This is a genomic window from Aeromonas aquatica (assembly GCF_000764655.1).
In the GTDB taxonomy this organism is placed as follows: domain Bacteria; phylum Pseudomonadota; class Gammaproteobacteria; order Enterobacterales; family Aeromonadaceae; genus Aeromonas; species Aeromonas aquatica.
Genome location: NZ_JRGL01000087.1, coordinates 43160 through 57733, shown reverse-complemented (window position 1 = coordinate 57733; position 14574 = coordinate 43160). Strand labels below are relative to the sequence as shown.

Here is a 14574-nt window from a genome sequence, read left to right as displayed (position 1 = left end):
GCCGACTTGATTAGAATTCATCCATTATGGACATCATCAAGGATGAAACGATGTTGATTAAACCTGAAGGGAATCTGCTGCTGGTCGGCGCCCTGGTCTGCCTTCCCCTGTTGCTGCTGCAAGGGATCTGGCTAGTCCCCCCGGCCTCGTCACTCACCCCCTTGCTGGTCATGGCGACTACCCTGCTCGGCTTTGCCCTGCTGATCTTTCTCACCCACAGCGTGCGCAAGGGGGAGCGGGAGAGGCAGGAGCAGCGCTGGCTGCTGGCGCTGCAACAACGGGATCCCGCCATACTGGAGAGCCCGCAGGCACAAACGGCGCTACGCCAGTTGCTTGCTTCCTTCAGCGAGGCCGAACTCGACGCCCACCGCCAGATCAGCGAGCTGCACAGTCAGGCCACTCAGGATGAGATGACGGGGCTGCGCAATCGCCACGCGTTTCGGCGCGATCTGACCGAATTGCTGCAACAGGAGGACACCCAGACCGCTATCCTGGTGCTGATCCGCGCCACCGAACTTGGCAAACTCAACGCCCAGCGCGGCTTCCAGTCGGGAGATGCCTACATCAAGGACATAGCCCACCTCATCATCCACACGGTAAGCCGCTTCCCGGGCCATCAGGTCTATCGCATCTCAGGCGCCGACTTCGCGGTGCTGGTGCCACCGCTCGCCAAGATCCCGCCCCATCTGCTGGGACGGGATCTCAAGCATGCCTTCGACCACTACCAGCAAGAACACGAACTGGAGAGCGCGGCTTATTCGGGGATGACCCGCCTCAGCAGCGAGCAGAAGATTGAGGCCATCCTGGCCCGGGCCGATCTGGCGCTGGCCCGCGCTCAGACAGAGGCGGTCAACGGCTGGGCCATCCAGCAAAATGATGAGGTGGTCGAACTGCAGGGGCAACGCCACTGGACCCAGGTGCTGACCGATCTGCTGGAGCAGGAGCGCATCAGCTTCAGCTGCCAGCCCATCCTGCCCCTGCACAGCGGCATGCTCGCCTATCACGAGATCTACCCCCGCTTCAGCAACGTCGACGGCACCGTACTCCCCAGCGATACCCTGCTCGCCATGGCCCAGCGGCTGGACATGACGATGCGACTGGAGCAGATGGTGATCCGGCACCTCATGCACCAATACCGGGCCTTCGGCAGCCACAGCAGCCGCTGGGGTCTCAACCTCCCGGGCAGCCTGCTGCAAAACAGCGCCTTCCTGATCTGGCTCGATCACCAGTTGCAGCGGGATCCCGACATCGGCGCCAACCTGGTGTTCGAGCTGGACGAGGAGCAGTTGGAGCGCAACCTGACCGGGGCCAGGCGGCTGTTCGAGCTGCTCAGGCGCCACGGCAGTCGCTCGGCCATCTGCAACTTTGGCAAGGGGATAGGGTCATTCAGCCTGTTTCGTGAGCTCAAGCCCGATTACATCAAGCTGGATCCCGCCCTCATCACCGAGCTGGAGCAGGATCTCACCAACCAGCAGTTCGTGCGGATGATAGTCGACGTGTCCCATCGCATGGGGTGCGTGGTGATCGCGGAAGGGGTGGAGCAGCTCAGCCAGCAAGAGTTGCTGCAAGGCATGTATGTGGACGGATTGCAGGGGTATCTCATTGCCCGGCCCCAGGAGCTGAGACCGGACAACGGCCAGTTCGGCCTCTTTACTGAGGCCGTTTCAGCTTCAGCAGGGTCAGAATGATGTCGTTAAGCTGGCGATAACGCTCCAGCTCCTTCTGATCGTAACGGGTCGCCAGCATGGTCGGGTTGTGGCGATTCTTGAGGTAGCGGTTGATTTGCAGACGATTGAAGCCGGCCACCTTGTAGACCTGACCCAGCAGGGCATTGAGCTCCTCATCATCCAGCCCGGCCTTGGCCAGATAATCGCTCTGGGCCGGGCTCTCCAGCTGACAACTCTGTTTGTCGATGTGGCCGCCCTCTTGCAAGTAAGCGAGCCACTGCTCCACATAGAGCGGCTTGCAGCCGGCCAGCAGGTTGAAAAATCCCACCGCATCGCAGCGACAGCCGCCTAGCAGCACCAGCGCCAGCTCGTCGCTGTCACAGTTGAAGGTCACGGGTCCGCTCTGGCTCCAGTCCAGCGCCTGCACCCGGATCTGTGCCCGCGCGCCCGCCGCTGTGGTCACGTCAAATACAAACATGGCACCTCCCGTCCGGCAAAGGGTTGATGATGGCCCATAGCGCCGCCTTCGCCAAGGCAAATCGCCTTTTCATTCAGTATTCTGCCGGCGCGGGCATAAAAAAACCGACCGCCTCGCGGCGGTCGGTTCTGCTGTCAGAGGGCCCGCTTGCGGGCTCTCAATGCAGCACAGTTCAGGCGTCCAGTTCGACCAGCGCCTTGGCCAGTTCGATGGGTTCGAGCTCCTGGCCTTCCAGATCGGCGTTCCAGTTCGGGCCGACCAGCACGTCGTCTTCGTCCAGATCGTTGATCCAGATGTCGAGGAACTCTTCCAGCTCGATCACTTCCGGTTCGTAATCCGCCCACTCGTCCACGCAGTGCAGACGGGCATCGCCCTCGGCGGACCAGAGCGGCATCACATCGGCATCTTCGAACTCGGCGGAGCGGCATACCACCCAGTCTTCACCGTAGCGCAGACCCCACACCTGACCCGACTCACGGACTTCTTCGATAAACAGCTGGAAATTGGCGTCAAGATTGTCAGTTAGTTTGCTCATGGGGATCTCTCTCTTGCTGGCAAATGGCAGGCAGTCGGCCAAGGTGGCCGAGAATGGGGCTGATGGTGTCCCAAAAGCCCCCCAGACTCAAGTCAAATCCCCAAAAAGCAGGGGATAAGCGCCCTCAGGTACGATATTGGGCGACCAGGGCCCCCAATTCGTCGCAGGAGTGGGCCAGGGTGCTTGCCGCCTGCTCCGTCAACCGGTTCTGGGCCAGGGCGTCCGCCGCCAGCGTGGTGATGGCCACCAGTCGCTGATTGATCTCCTCCGCCGCCCGGCTCTGCTCGGCGGCGGCGGTGGCGATCTGACTATTCATGGCATTGATGGTGTGCACAGATCCATCGATGGCATGGATGGCGCCATCGGCCTCACCGGCCTTGTCGGCGGTGCTGCGGGAGAGTTGCTGCAGCTGGGTGATGCCGCTGGCGACCTTGCCCGCCCCCTCCTGCAGTCGCTGTATCATCTGCCGGATCTCGTCGGTGGAGCTGTGGGTGCGGGTCGCCAGGGTACGCACCTCGTCCGCCACCACCGCAAAACCGCGGCCCTGCTCGCCCGCCCGGGCCGCCTCGATGGCGGCGTTAAGGGCCAGCAGGTTGGTCTGCTCGGCCACCCCCCGGATCACATCGAGCACGGAGCCAATCTGCTGGGTCTCCTGCTCAAGCTGACCCACGGCTCGCACCGTCTGCGCCATCTCGTCCCCCAACTGATCGATGGTGGCGATGGTCTGGGCCACTACCTCGCGACCCTGCTGGGCCAGATTGAGTGCGGCGTCCGCCGCATCGGCCGCCCGGGCGGCGTGCTGGCCCACCTCGCGGCTGCTCACCGTCATCTGCTCCATGGCGCTGGCAACCCTCAGGGTGTCCTGCTCCTGGCCGGTGACGATGGCGCCGGTGCGATCGACAATCTGCTCCAGCTGATGGGCCTGCTCCCGGTTCTGGGCGGCAATCTGCTGGCTGCGTCCCACCAGCTGCGCCATCTGGCTGGCAAACTGGTTGAAGTTGGCGGAAAGCTGGCTCAGCTCATCCCGGCCCAACTCGGGCAGGCGGAACCGCAGGTCCCCCTCTCCCCTGGCGATGTTGCCGAGGGCCGATACCGACTGGGAGAGGGGCACCACTATGCTGCGCACTATGAGGCCGACCACCAGGAACAGCAGCATGGCCAGCAGAGCGCCAATCCCGAGCAGGGTGAGCAGCACTTCCCGATACTGGGCTTCGACGTCATCCACATAGACGCCGGTGCCGATGATCCAGTCCCAGGGGGCGAAGCGCTTGACGTAAGAGATCTTGCGTACCGGCTCCTCCACCCCGGGCTTGGGCCAGTAGTAGGCCACCTCCCCCGCCCCTTGCACCTTGGCGAGCTCGGCGAAGGCGACGAACAGTTTGAGCCCCTGCTTGTCTTCCACCCCGGAGAGATCCTGACCGTCCAGCGCGGGCTTCATGGGGTGCATCACCATGGTGGGGTGGCTGTCGTTGATCCAGAAGTAGTCGTCCTGGCCATAGCGCAGCCCCTTGAGCAGTGCCAGCGCCTGGGCCTTGGCGTCTGCCTCGCTGAGCTCACCCCGTCGCACCTTGGCCTCGAACTGGGCCACCAGGCTGTAGGCGGTCTCGACCTGAGCCCGGGTCTGGCGGCTCTTCTCCCCCATCAGCCCCTGCTGGTAGATCTGCAGACAGGAAAACAGCAAGAGCCCCAGCAGAACCAACACCATCAGGGTCACCAGCGACAGTCGCCGGCCGATACTCCATCGTCTCAACATAAGCTCATCCCTCAACCGCTACATGTTGTTAACAAGGTATGTCGCCATGGCGCGGGCTGTCCACGATGACAGCAAAAGCAGTGCCAAAAACATGATCCAGCCCAAAAATGAGAAAGGGTGCCTGGTGGCACCCTCTTTGTCTCATGTCCGGTTGACGCTATCAGCGCTCCCAGTACACCTCTTCCAGGCTGTCTTCCTTCTCCGGAAGGCCGCGGGAGAGACGCGGGCTGCTCTGGGCCAGCACCTCGTAGCTCACCCGGTTCGCGTATTTGCACACCTGGGCCAGTGAAGAGTAGGTGAGGAACTCGGACAGGTGCTTGGCGGAGTTCGGCACATTCATGCGGTGATAGGCGTTGGCCACCATGTCGTGCAGCACGGCAGACAGGGCGCCATCCCCGGCACCATTGGTGTTCTTGATCTTCTCCGGACCGCCCATGTAGGGGGAGATATGGGAGTAGATCCGCGCCGGATTGCGGCACTTCTCGCGGGCCATGGGGCGGCTGAACTCATACATGTTGAACTCGGGGATGACCCCAGGCAGCAGGGTATGGGTGGTCTCGCGCTTGTAGTCCTCCTCGGTGTAGCTCGCCATGTAGAGGCCGATGGGGCCGGCGGTGCAGAGCACCATGTCGGCCCAGTCGAGGGCCTTGTCGGCGGCGCCGAGGGGATCCTTGATCCCGGTCAGGGCCTCGCCCTCGTCCTCGTTCATCGCCAGCACGGTCACGTTCTCGGCGATGAAGTCGCGCCACCACTGGGGATTGTCGGCGATGACGAAGCGGGTGCCCAGGGTCAGCACCACGGGCACCCCGGCCTCGCGGGCGTAACGCACCGCGCTCATGGCGGCCTCTTTCATGGGATCGCCATCGTCACCGCGCACCAGGTAGGCGGTGATCACCAGGGCGGAGGCCCCCTTGATCACCTCTTCCGGCACATGGTGCACATCCAGCTGGTTCATCTTGCCGGCGTTGATGCCGAAGCTGCGCTCGCCACACTCGGTGATGAAGGTGAAGCAGCGACCGACCGGGCCGTCGACCGGCTGCAGGTAGTCCAGGTTGACGCGGGAGGAGGTGTTGCACAGATAGCGGTAGGCGTAGCTGCCGATGCGGATGTCCTGGCTCATCACCCCGAGCAGGATGGAGTGGGAATCGGCCAGCACCGAGTAGTTGTGCATGGTGTTGCCAATGGTGCCACCGGCAAACTCGCTCACCACCATGTTGTTGGTCTTGAGCTCTTCATAGACCCGCTCGGCCACGTCATCGCTGATCACCACCGAGTGGCCCTTGCTCAGGCCGTAACGGTTCAGGAAGTCTTCATCCACATGAGCTTCGATGTCCACCAGGGTCTGATCGATGCCCACCACATAGGCCTTGCCCAGTTCGGTGAGCAGGGGATTCTGCGGGATCAGGGGATCACGCCTGTCGACCGGGAAGTAGTGTTTGGACTTGCGCTGACCGGGAAATTTCATGGCAATGTTCTGTGCTCTGGGGGAAAGAGGGGCGGGATTTTAACACAATCCGCCTCGCCGAAAAGTCGCCCGATTAAAATATGGCGTCAGTATAGGCAAGGGCTGGGAAGGCAAACGTTTGACTCTGATGCAATAAAAAAACCACCTCCGAATGAGGTGGTTTTTTTATTACATGAGCGGACCTGGCGCTGGCACTCAGCCAAACGACAATCCCTGCACCAGCGCCAGCACCGAGAAGATCCCAAGCGACAACCAGAAGCACAGGGTGCCAAACAGCCGGGGCTTGTTCGGTGCCTCGGGCAGCTGGATGCCGATGGCGTGCAGTATCCGCCCCACCAGCAGCAGCGAGCCGCCGAGGTGCAGCCAGAAGGCACCGACCCCGGCCAGCTCGCACAGGGCCATCAGCAGCAGGGTGAGCGGCACGTACTCGGCGAAGTTGCCGTGGGCCCGGATCGCCGCCAGCATCTCGGGCGCGTCCCCTGCCCCTATCTTGACCCTGAACTGGCGCCGACGCTTGACCACCCAGCAGGAGAGCAGCAGGAACAAGAGCCCCAAGAGGCCGGCGTAGATCAGCGTGATATGCATCATCTAGACAATCCTTATCGTTGAATGTTGAATCCCAAGACCGCTCAGGCCAGATCGCGGCGGATGGATGAAAGACACCATCACAGAACTGGCACCGCGAGTGACATCATCACGCCAACTCGCGGCAGATGAGCGACACCATCATGCGGATGTGGGCCTGATCGCTGTTGAGCGCGGGAATGTAGTGGAACTGCTCCCCACCCGCTTCGGTGAAGAGGTGACGGTTCTCGACCTGGATCTCCTCCAGCGTCTCGAGGCAGTCTGCGGAAAACGCCGGGCAGATCACATCGAGTCGCTTGACCCCCTGCCCCGCCAGCGCCGTGATGGTGGCATCGGTATAAGGCTTGAGCCACTCCTGCTTGCCGAAGCGGGACTGGAAGCTGGCGCTCCACTGCTCGGGCGCAAGACCTAGGGCCTCGGCCAGCAGGGTCGCGGTGCGGCGACACTGATGACCATAGGGATCACCCTCGTCCTCGCTACGCTGGGGGATGCCGTGGAACGACATCAGCAGATGCTCACCCTGGCCCTGCTGCTCCCACTGGCGACGCACGCTCATGGCCAGCGCCTGTATGTATTCGGGGTGGTTGTGATAGTCGCGGATGAGGCGCATCACCGGCAGGTGGCGCTCGCTTTTCATCACCCGCGCCCAGCCGTCGAACACCGCGGCCGTGGTACTGGCCGCATATTGGGGATAGAGCGGCAACAGTATCACCCGGTTGACCCCCTGCGACTTGAGCACCTGCCAGCCATCGCTCAGTGACGGGCTGCCATAGGTCATGGCGAGCACCACGGGCACATCCACCCCTTCGCGCTTGAGCTCCTGCTCGAGAGCATCGCGCTGACGCTGGCTGATGGCCATCAGCGGCGATCCCTGCTCGGTCCAGATCTGCTGGTAGAGCTTGGACACCCTGGGGGCACGCAGTGGCAATATGACGAAGTTGAGCAGGGGGGACCACAACAGGCGAGGTATCTCGACCACCCGCGGATCCTGTAAGAACTGGCTGAGGAAGGCCTTGACGGCGGAGGTGGTCGGCGCCGCTGGCGTCCCCAGATTGACGAGCAAGATCCCGGTTTTGGTGGTCACGTTAGCTTCCTGTCATGCTGTTTTTGTCGTTCTTGTTATGATGCAAGAAAGGGCCCTGGATGGACCCTTGTCTCAGACTCGTTATCGACCGATTGCGGTTGGCAATGGCAGGCTTAGCCCAGGATGGCGGCCAGCTGCTTGCTGACCAGATCCACCGGCTGGGTGCCGTCGATCTTGACGTAACGGGTGTTGCCCGCTTCCGCTTCTTTACCGTAGAAACCGATCAACGGCGCAGTCTGCTGATGGTACACATCCAGACGCTTGCGCACCGTGGTCTCTTCGTCGTCGGCACGGATCACCAGATCCTCGCCGGTCACGTCATCCTTGCCTTCTACCTTCGGCGGGTTGAACACCACATGGTAGGTACGGCCGGAGCCGGAGTGCACGCGACGACCGCTCATGCGCTTGACGATCTCTTCGTCCGGCACGTCGAATTCCAGCACGAAGTCCACCACCACACCGGCATCCTTCATGGCTTGCGCCTGGGGAATGGTGCGCGGGAAGCCGTCCAGCAGGAAGCCGTTGGCGCAATCCGCTTGCGCGATACGTTCTTTGACCAGGCCGATGATGATGTCGTCAGAGACGAGCTGACCTGCGTCCATCACGGCCTTGGCCTTGAGGCCCAGCTCGGTGCCCGCCTTGATCGCCGCACGCAGCATGTCGCCGGTGGAGATCTGCGGAATACCGTGTTTTTCCATGATGAACTGAGCCTGGGTACCCTTGCCGGCACCCGGTGCTCCCAACAGAACAATGCGCATACACGCTCCTAATTGATTGGTTATTCAATTCTTGAGAAGGCAAAAAACTACACGTTTTCGCCCCTATTAACAAGCTTGCCCCGTGCAAGTGGCCACATTATCACCATGGATTCGTGCGGGCGATGCGACCAAAGACGCAGGACTCGCCCACAAAAAATGATTGAAAATGCAGCAAAACAGTGGTCTGGCCAGATTGGTGCCATAAAAAGGCCCGCTGTGATACAAGCGGGCCTTGATGTCAAAACTGTCAGCCAGGCAGCGTCATCACGCCTGCAGCAGCAAGCGGTTGATGCGGGCGACGAAGCTCGCCGGATCGTTGAGGCCACCCTGCTCGGCCAACTGGGCCTGTTCGTGCAGCAGGCTGACCCACTCGCCAAACAGGCTGTCGTCTTCGATGGTGTCGAGCTTCTTCACCAGCGCGTGGTCCGGGTTGAGCTCCAGGATGTACTTCTGCTCCGGTACCGGCTGGCCGGCGGCGCGCATCAGCTTGATCATCTGGGTGCTCATGCCGTGATCGTCGGTGACGATGCAGGACGGTGAGTCGGTCAGGCGATGGGTGACCCGCACCTCCTTGATGCTGTCCCCCAGGCTCTGTTTGACCCGCTCCACCAGACCGGCGTTGGCCTTCTCGGCCTCCTCCTGCGCCTGCTTGGATGCTTCGTCTTCCAGCTCGCCCAGGTCCAGCTCGCCACGAGTGACGGAGACCAGCTGCTTGCCGTCGAACTCGGTGAGGTGGCTCATCAGCCACTCGTCCACCCGCTCCCACATCAGCAGCACTTCGACGCCCTTCTTGCGGAAGATCTCGAGGTGCGGGCTGTTCTTGGCCGCGGCGAAGCTGTCGGCGGTGATGTAGTAAATCTTCTGCTGGCCTTCCTTCATGCGGCCAACGTAATCCTCAAGGGAGACGGTCTGGGCTTCGCCCTCGCCGGCGGTGCTGGCGAAGCGCAGCAGCTTGGCGATCTCCTCGCGGTTCGCGTAATCCTCGGCCGGGCCTTCTTTCAAGACGTTGCCGAACTCGCTCCAGAACTTGGCGTACTTCTCGCCGTCATCCTTGGCCAGCTTGTTCAGCATGGTCAGGACGCGCTTTGAGCAAGCCTTGCGCAGGGAGGCGGTGACCTTGTTGTCCTGCAGGATCTCGCGGCTGACGTTGAGCGGCAGATCGTTGGAATCCAGCACCCCTTTCACGAAGCGCAGGTAGGTCGGCATAAACTGCTCGGCGTCATCCATGATGAAGACGCGTTGCACGTAGAGCTTCAGGCCGTGCGTCTGCTCGCGGTTGTAGAGATCGAAGGGCGCGCGGGCCGGGATGTAGAGCAGGCTGGTGTACTCCTGCGCCCCTTCCACCCGGTTGTGACCCCACAAGAGCGGATCTTCGAAATCGTGGGCAACGTGCTTGTAGAACTCCTGGTACTCCTCGTCCTTGATGTCTTTCGGGTTGCGGGTCCAGAGTGCGGTGGCGCGGTTGACCTGCTCCCACTCGCCCGGGGTACCTTTGATCGTCTCGCCGTCCTCCTCCCGATCCGGGGTGCCCTCTTTGTACATCTCAACCGGCACGCTGATGTGATCGGAATACTTGGCGACCACGGAGCGCAGGCGCCAGTCGTCCAGGAACTCTTCTTCCTCGGCACGCAGGTGCAGGATGACGTCGGTACCGCGACCTTCTTTGGTCACATCGGCCACGGTGAAGGAGCCTTCACCCTCGGATTCCCACTGCACGCCCTGGCTCGGCTCGGTGCCGGCGGCGCGGGAGATGACGGTCACCTTGTCGGCGACGATGAAGGCGGAGTAGAAGCCCACCCCGAACTGACCGATCAGCTGGGAGTCCTTGCCCTGATCGCCGGACAGGTGCTTGAAGAAGTCGGCGGTGCCGGACTTGGCGATGGTGCCAAGGTGTTCGATCACCTGATCCCGGGTCATGCCGATGCCGTTATCCGAGATGGTCAGGGTCTTGTTCTCTTTGTCCACCACCAGGCGCACGCGCAGCTGGCCGTCGTTTTCGAACAAAGAGGCATCGGAAAGCGCCTTGAAGCGCAGCTTGTCCGCCGCATCTGAGGCGTTGGAAATCAGCTCGCGCAGGAATACTTCTTTGTTGGAGTAGAGGCTGTGAGCCATCAGGCTCAGCAGTTGTTTGACTTCGGTTTGAAAGCCGTGGGTTTCGGCGTGAACACTTTGGGTCATCGACCAATCCTCAAAACGTCGGTTGAACAGATTCCCAACCTAGATGGGGGTGGCCTCCCAAATATCAAGGGGCGAGTGTGCAATCTTGCTCACTCGCCCCTCATGACAACCTCGATTGCCGATTTTTTGGCCGGCTCCCAGACCGGTTATTTCAGCCGCTGCCGTCCCATCAGGGAGTGAGACAGCGTAGTGCCATCCACCAGCTCCAGTTCTCCCCCCACCGGCACCCCGTGGGCGATGCGGCTCACCTCGACCCCGGCGGCCCGCGCCATGTCGGCGATGTACCAGGCGGTGGCATCTCCTTCGATGGTGGGATTGGTGGCAAGGATCAGCTCCTTGATGGATTCATCCTTGAGTCGCCGCTCCAAAATCTCCAGCCCCAGCTCTTCCGGGCCTATGCCGTCGAGGGGTGACAGGTGCCCCATCAGCACGAAGTAGCGGCCGGAGAACTGGCCGGTGTGCTCGATGGCCGCCACGTCCGCCGGGCTCTCCACCACGCACAGCAAACCGCTCTCCTCCCGTTTGGGGTTCGCGCAGATCTCGCAGCGATCGTTCTCGGTGAAGGTGCGGCAGTGGCTGCAATGACCTATCTCGGTCAGCGCCCGGTTGAGCAATGAGGCCAGACGCAGGCCGCCGCTGCGCTCACGCTCGAGCAGGGTGAACGCCATGCGCTGGGCCGACTTGGGGCCGACGCCCGGCAGCACCTGCAGCGCCTTCATCATCTCATCGAGCAGGGGACTGAATTTCATGGGGATATCCTTTAAAGCCGCGCCAGAGGGACAAGCCGGGCTCGTGGCCAGGGCTTATCCATCCAAACCTATCTTGTTGGCGCAGGACTATACCCGAGCCGGCCCCGAGCGCCAATGATCGGCGCCTCGCCGGGTGAGGCGAGACTGTGGAGCCCGGGCGCGCTTATTCCAGCAAGATGCGCTGGCGGCCGCTGTAGATCTCGGCCCGGCCCGGGCGACAGAAGCCCACCAGGGTGAGGCCGGTCTGCTCGGCCCGCTCCACCGCGAGCCCGGTGGCCGCCGAGATAGCGAGCAGGATCTCGACCCCGGCGCTGGCGCACTTTTGCACCATCTCGAAGCTGGCTCGGCTGGTCACCAGGATGGCGCCGTCACGCCGACCACTGCGGCAAAGGTGCCCCACCAACTTGTCGAGCGCGATATGACGGCCCACGTCCTCGCGAATGGCGAGGATGTTGCCCGCCCCGTCAACATGCACGGCGGCATGGGTGGCGCCGGTGCTCTGCCCCAGCAACTGCAGCGGGCGCAGCGCGTCCAGCACCTTGTCGATCAGGGTCACCTCGAAGCGCTGGCTGTCGGGCAGGGAGGGCAAGGTGCGCACCACCTGCTCCAGGCTCTCGCTGCCACAAATGCCGCAGCCGGTGCGCCCGGCCAGAGTGCGCTTCTTCTCTTTCAGGCGATGGACGCAGCGATTGGCCAGGGTGATCTGCAACTCGATGCCCTGGCAGCCATCGACTCGCTCTATGTCGTGGATGTCGTGCAGGCCGTCGATGATCCCCTCGGACAGCGAGAAGCCGATGGCAAAATCCTCCAGATCCGCGGCCGAGCACATCATGACGCCGTGGGCGATGCCGTTGTAGACCAGCGCCACCGGGGTCTCGGCGGGCAACAGCATGGCGCTGTCGGTGCGACTCCCCTCTCTGTGGTAGTGCACCACCTCGCGGGGGGCGCACAGGCCGTGCAGGGGGGATGCCCCTTCGTTCTCTGACAACAACTGCGCCGTCCTTAGTCGAGGGTCTCGGGGGCTTTCGCCGAGATACCGAGCCGCTTCATCCTGGAGAGCAGGGTGGTGCGCTTCATGCCGAGCCGGTTGGCGGCCCCCCGCTCGCCGGCGACGATGCCGTTGCAGGCCCGCAGGGCGGCGATGATGGCCTCGCGCTCATCCTCCCCCTGCATGCCGTCGCGCTCCCCCGCGGCTTGGGCCCGCTCTCCGTGACTGCCCTTGCCGCCGAACAGCCCCTGGGAGGGCTCGTCATAGACTAGGGTCTCAATCTTGTGAAAGCCCTTGAGGGGCAAGAGCTCGTCCGGGGAGAGGTTGAGCACCTGGCCGCGGGTCATCACCACGGCCCGCTCTATGATGTTCTCCAGCTCGCGGATGTTGCCGTACCAGGGCAAGGAGACCAGCATCTTCATGGCATCGGCCGGGATGGCGGTGATGTTGCGCCGCATCCGCCTGGCGATCTTCTTGATGAAGAAGTTGACCAAAAGCGGTATGTCCTCGCGCCGCTCGCGCAGGGGTGGCAGCTCGATGGGGAAGACGTTGAGCCGGTAGTAGAGATCGCTGCGAAAGCGCTTGTTCTTGACCATGGAGAGCAGATCGCAGTTGGTGGCCGCCACCAGCCGCACGTCGATGGCGATGGGATTGCTGTTGCCAACCCGCTCCAGCTCGTGCTCCTGCAGCACCCGCAAGAGCTTGGGTTGCAGGTCCAGGGGCATGTCCCCCACTTCATCCAGGAACAGGGTGCCCTTGTGGGCCCGCTCGAAGCGGCCGATGCGCTGGCTCAGGGCGCCGGTGAAGGCCCCCTTCTCATGGCCGAACAGGTCGCTCTCGATGAGACCGGTGGGGATGGCGGCGCAGTTCACCTTCACCATCTCCTGCTCATTGCGCTGGCTCAAGCCATGGATGGCCTGGGCGATCAGCTCCTTGCCGGTGCCCGTCTCCCCCAGGATCAGCACCGAGCAGTCGCTCTGGGCCACCAGCCTCACCTTCTCCAGCACGCTCTGCATCGCGGCGCTCTGATGGATGATGTTGGCAAAGTCGGCATCGGGCTGACTGTCGGCCACCCTGATGGTCTTCTCGCGGGCGCCGTTGGTGTTGGAAATCTCCTGCTGCGCCTGCACGTTGTTCATGGCGATCGCCGTGCGCGCCGCCACCTGCTCCAGCAGGGAGAGGTCGATGTCGGCAAAAAAATCGGCCCTCGGGTGGGAGAGGATCAGTACCCCCAGCAGGTTGCCGCGATAACGCAGCGGCAGGATGCAGGAGCTGCTTGCATCGGGGGGCAGGATCTGGGCGCTGAAGCGACAGCCGGAATTGCAGCCGTGGCCCTGCTCGCGGTAGACGAAGAAGGGCTCGCTCTGGATGAGCGCCCCTTGTAGGCAGTGTTTCTCGAAGCAGGAGTGGTTGATGATGCCGGGTTGATCGCTCTCCCGCGGGTTCACCAGATAGCTTTTGAAGCTGTCGGAGGTGGCGTTGTATTCGGCCAGACAGAGGCTGCTGATGGAAAAATGGTGCTGCAGTATGGCGAACAGGCTCTTTGGCAGCTCGGCGATGCGCACTAATTTAATCACCGCATTGGTCACGTCCACCAGGATCTTGCAACTGTCGCGCTCCAGGCGTAGGGAGTGGGCCTGCTCCAGGGTGCGCTCCTTGTCCTGCACGCTCTCCAGCGCAATGGCGACGATGGCGGCGAGCTGGGTCAGCTTGGCCAGGGTCTCCATCGGGAAGGCATTGGGCTGGGTGCTGATGAACTCCACCCCGCCCAGGTGGCTGCGAGCCGTGGTGATGGGCAACTGGCAATAGGATTGCAGGCCGTCATACACCGGGGTGCTGGCAAGCTTGGCGCATCGGTTCACGAAGCGGGCCGCCGGCAGGACGATGGCCTGCTCCGAGTGGGCGGAAAAGTGCAGATCCCCCTTGCGGCAGACGAGGTGCTGCGGGCCCTGCTCCCCCATGAAGCAGACCACCGCCTCCTCTCCCCCCAGATTGAGGATGAGGTTGACCCGGGTCACGCCACCGAAACAGGCCTCGATCCGGTTCAGCTTCTCGATGAAGTCGTCCAGAGTGACGGCGGAGAGCAGGGTCTTGGAGAGGGAGAGAAAGCCGTCATCCCAGATGGGGGAAATATCGGTCAACGGAATGGCACTCAGATTCAGCATTCTGGCCTCGCATTATATCTGTGTGGGGAAATTGCAGGCACATTGCAATCAGCAACGACGATAAACGATGCCTCAGCCAATTCCGTCAGATGTTATAATTAAGACTTAACAAATTAACACTTAATTATAAAAACAAACATCCATTGAAATAGCATCGTGCTGGTGCGTC

Annotated in this window: 12 protein-coding genes; 1 reads left to right on the top strand and 11 read right to left on the bottom strand. The window is 62.2% G+C overall.

The genetic code is table 11. The annotated features are described in order from the left end of the window. Positions 1-50: 50 nt before the first annotated feature. Positions 51-1688 carry an EAL domain-containing protein gene (locus tag LG30_RS0108420; protein WP_033130309.1) on the top strand — a complete coding sequence of 546 codons (1638 nt, stop codon included), beginning with the start codon at positions 51-53 and terminating at the stop codon, positions 1686-1688. Here the strand turns inward: LG30_RS0108420 and LG30_RS0108415 are convergent. From LG30_RS0108415 to LG30_RS0108365, 11 genes are all read right to left on the bottom strand, one after another. Beyond that, positions 1651-2145 carry a hypothetical protein gene (locus LG30_RS0108415; RefSeq protein WP_033130260.1) on the bottom strand — a complete coding sequence of 165 codons (495 nt, stop codon included), beginning with the start codon at positions 2143-2145 and terminating at the stop codon, positions 1651-1653. The two genes, LG30_RS0108420 and LG30_RS0108415, sit on opposite strands and share 38 nt — an antisense overlap. Before the next feature lie 172 nt (positions 2146-2317). After that, on the bottom strand, positions 2318-2680 hold the full coding sequence (locus tag LG30_RS0108410) for a DUF2750 domain-containing protein (RefSeq protein WP_010674427.1): 363 nt from the start codon (positions 2678-2680) through the stop codon (positions 2318-2320). 124 nt (positions 2681-2804) lie between these two features. After that, complete coding sequence (locus LG30_RS0108405) at positions 2805-4433, bottom strand: methyl-accepting chemotaxis protein (RefSeq protein WP_033130259.1); 1629 nt, start codon at positions 4431-4433, stop codon at positions 2805-2807. 160 nt (positions 4434-4593) lie between these two features. Next, the gene (locus LG30_RS0108400; RefSeq protein ID WP_033130258.1) at positions 4594-5898 is read right to left on the bottom strand and encodes an inosine/guanosine kinase; all 1305 of its coding nucleotides are present in this window, start codon (positions 5896-5898) and stop codon (positions 4594-4596) included. A gap of 195 nt (positions 5899-6093) precedes the next feature. Continuing rightward, on the bottom strand, positions 6094-6486 hold the full coding sequence (locus LG30_RS0108395) for an MAPEG family protein (protein ID WP_033130257.1): 393 nt from the start codon (positions 6484-6486) through the stop codon (positions 6094-6096). Positions 6487-6592: 106 nt separating this feature from the next. Continuing rightward, positions 6593-7567: a ferrochelatase gene (hemH, locus tag LG30_RS0108390; protein WP_033130256.1), complete on the bottom strand. Its 975-nt coding sequence runs from the start codon at positions 7565-7567 to the stop codon at positions 6593-6595. Positions 7568-7680: 113 nt separating this feature from the next. Further along, on the bottom strand, positions 7681-8325 hold the full coding sequence (gene adk / locus LG30_RS0108385; protein ID WP_033130255.1) for an adenylate kinase: 645 nt from the start codon (positions 8323-8325) through the stop codon (positions 7681-7683). A 264-nt stretch (positions 8326-8589) separates the two neighbouring features. Beyond that, positions 8590-10503 (bottom strand): molecular chaperone HtpG, encoded by a 1914-nt coding sequence (gene htpG, locus LG30_RS0108380; RefSeq protein WP_033130254.1) that lies wholly within the window; start codon positions 10501-10503, stop codon positions 8590-8592. Between the two features lie 146 nt (positions 10504-10649). After that, positions 10650-11252 (bottom strand): recombination mediator RecR, encoded by a 603-nt coding sequence (gene recR, locus LG30_RS0108375; protein WP_033130253.1) that lies wholly within the window; start codon positions 11250-11252, stop codon positions 10650-10652. A 163-nt stretch (positions 11253-11415) separates the two neighbouring features. Beyond that, complete coding sequence (fdhD, locus tag LG30_RS0108370; RefSeq protein WP_152599143.1) at positions 11416-12240, bottom strand: formate dehydrogenase accessory sulfurtransferase FdhD; 825 nt, start codon at positions 12238-12240, stop codon at positions 11416-11418. A 14-nt stretch (positions 12241-12254) separates the two neighbouring features. Beyond that, complete coding sequence (locus tag LG30_RS0108365; protein ID WP_033130251.1) at positions 12255-14405, bottom strand: sigma 54-interacting transcriptional regulator; 2151 nt, start codon at positions 14403-14405, stop codon at positions 12255-12257. Positions 14406-14574: the final 169 nt, after the last annotated feature.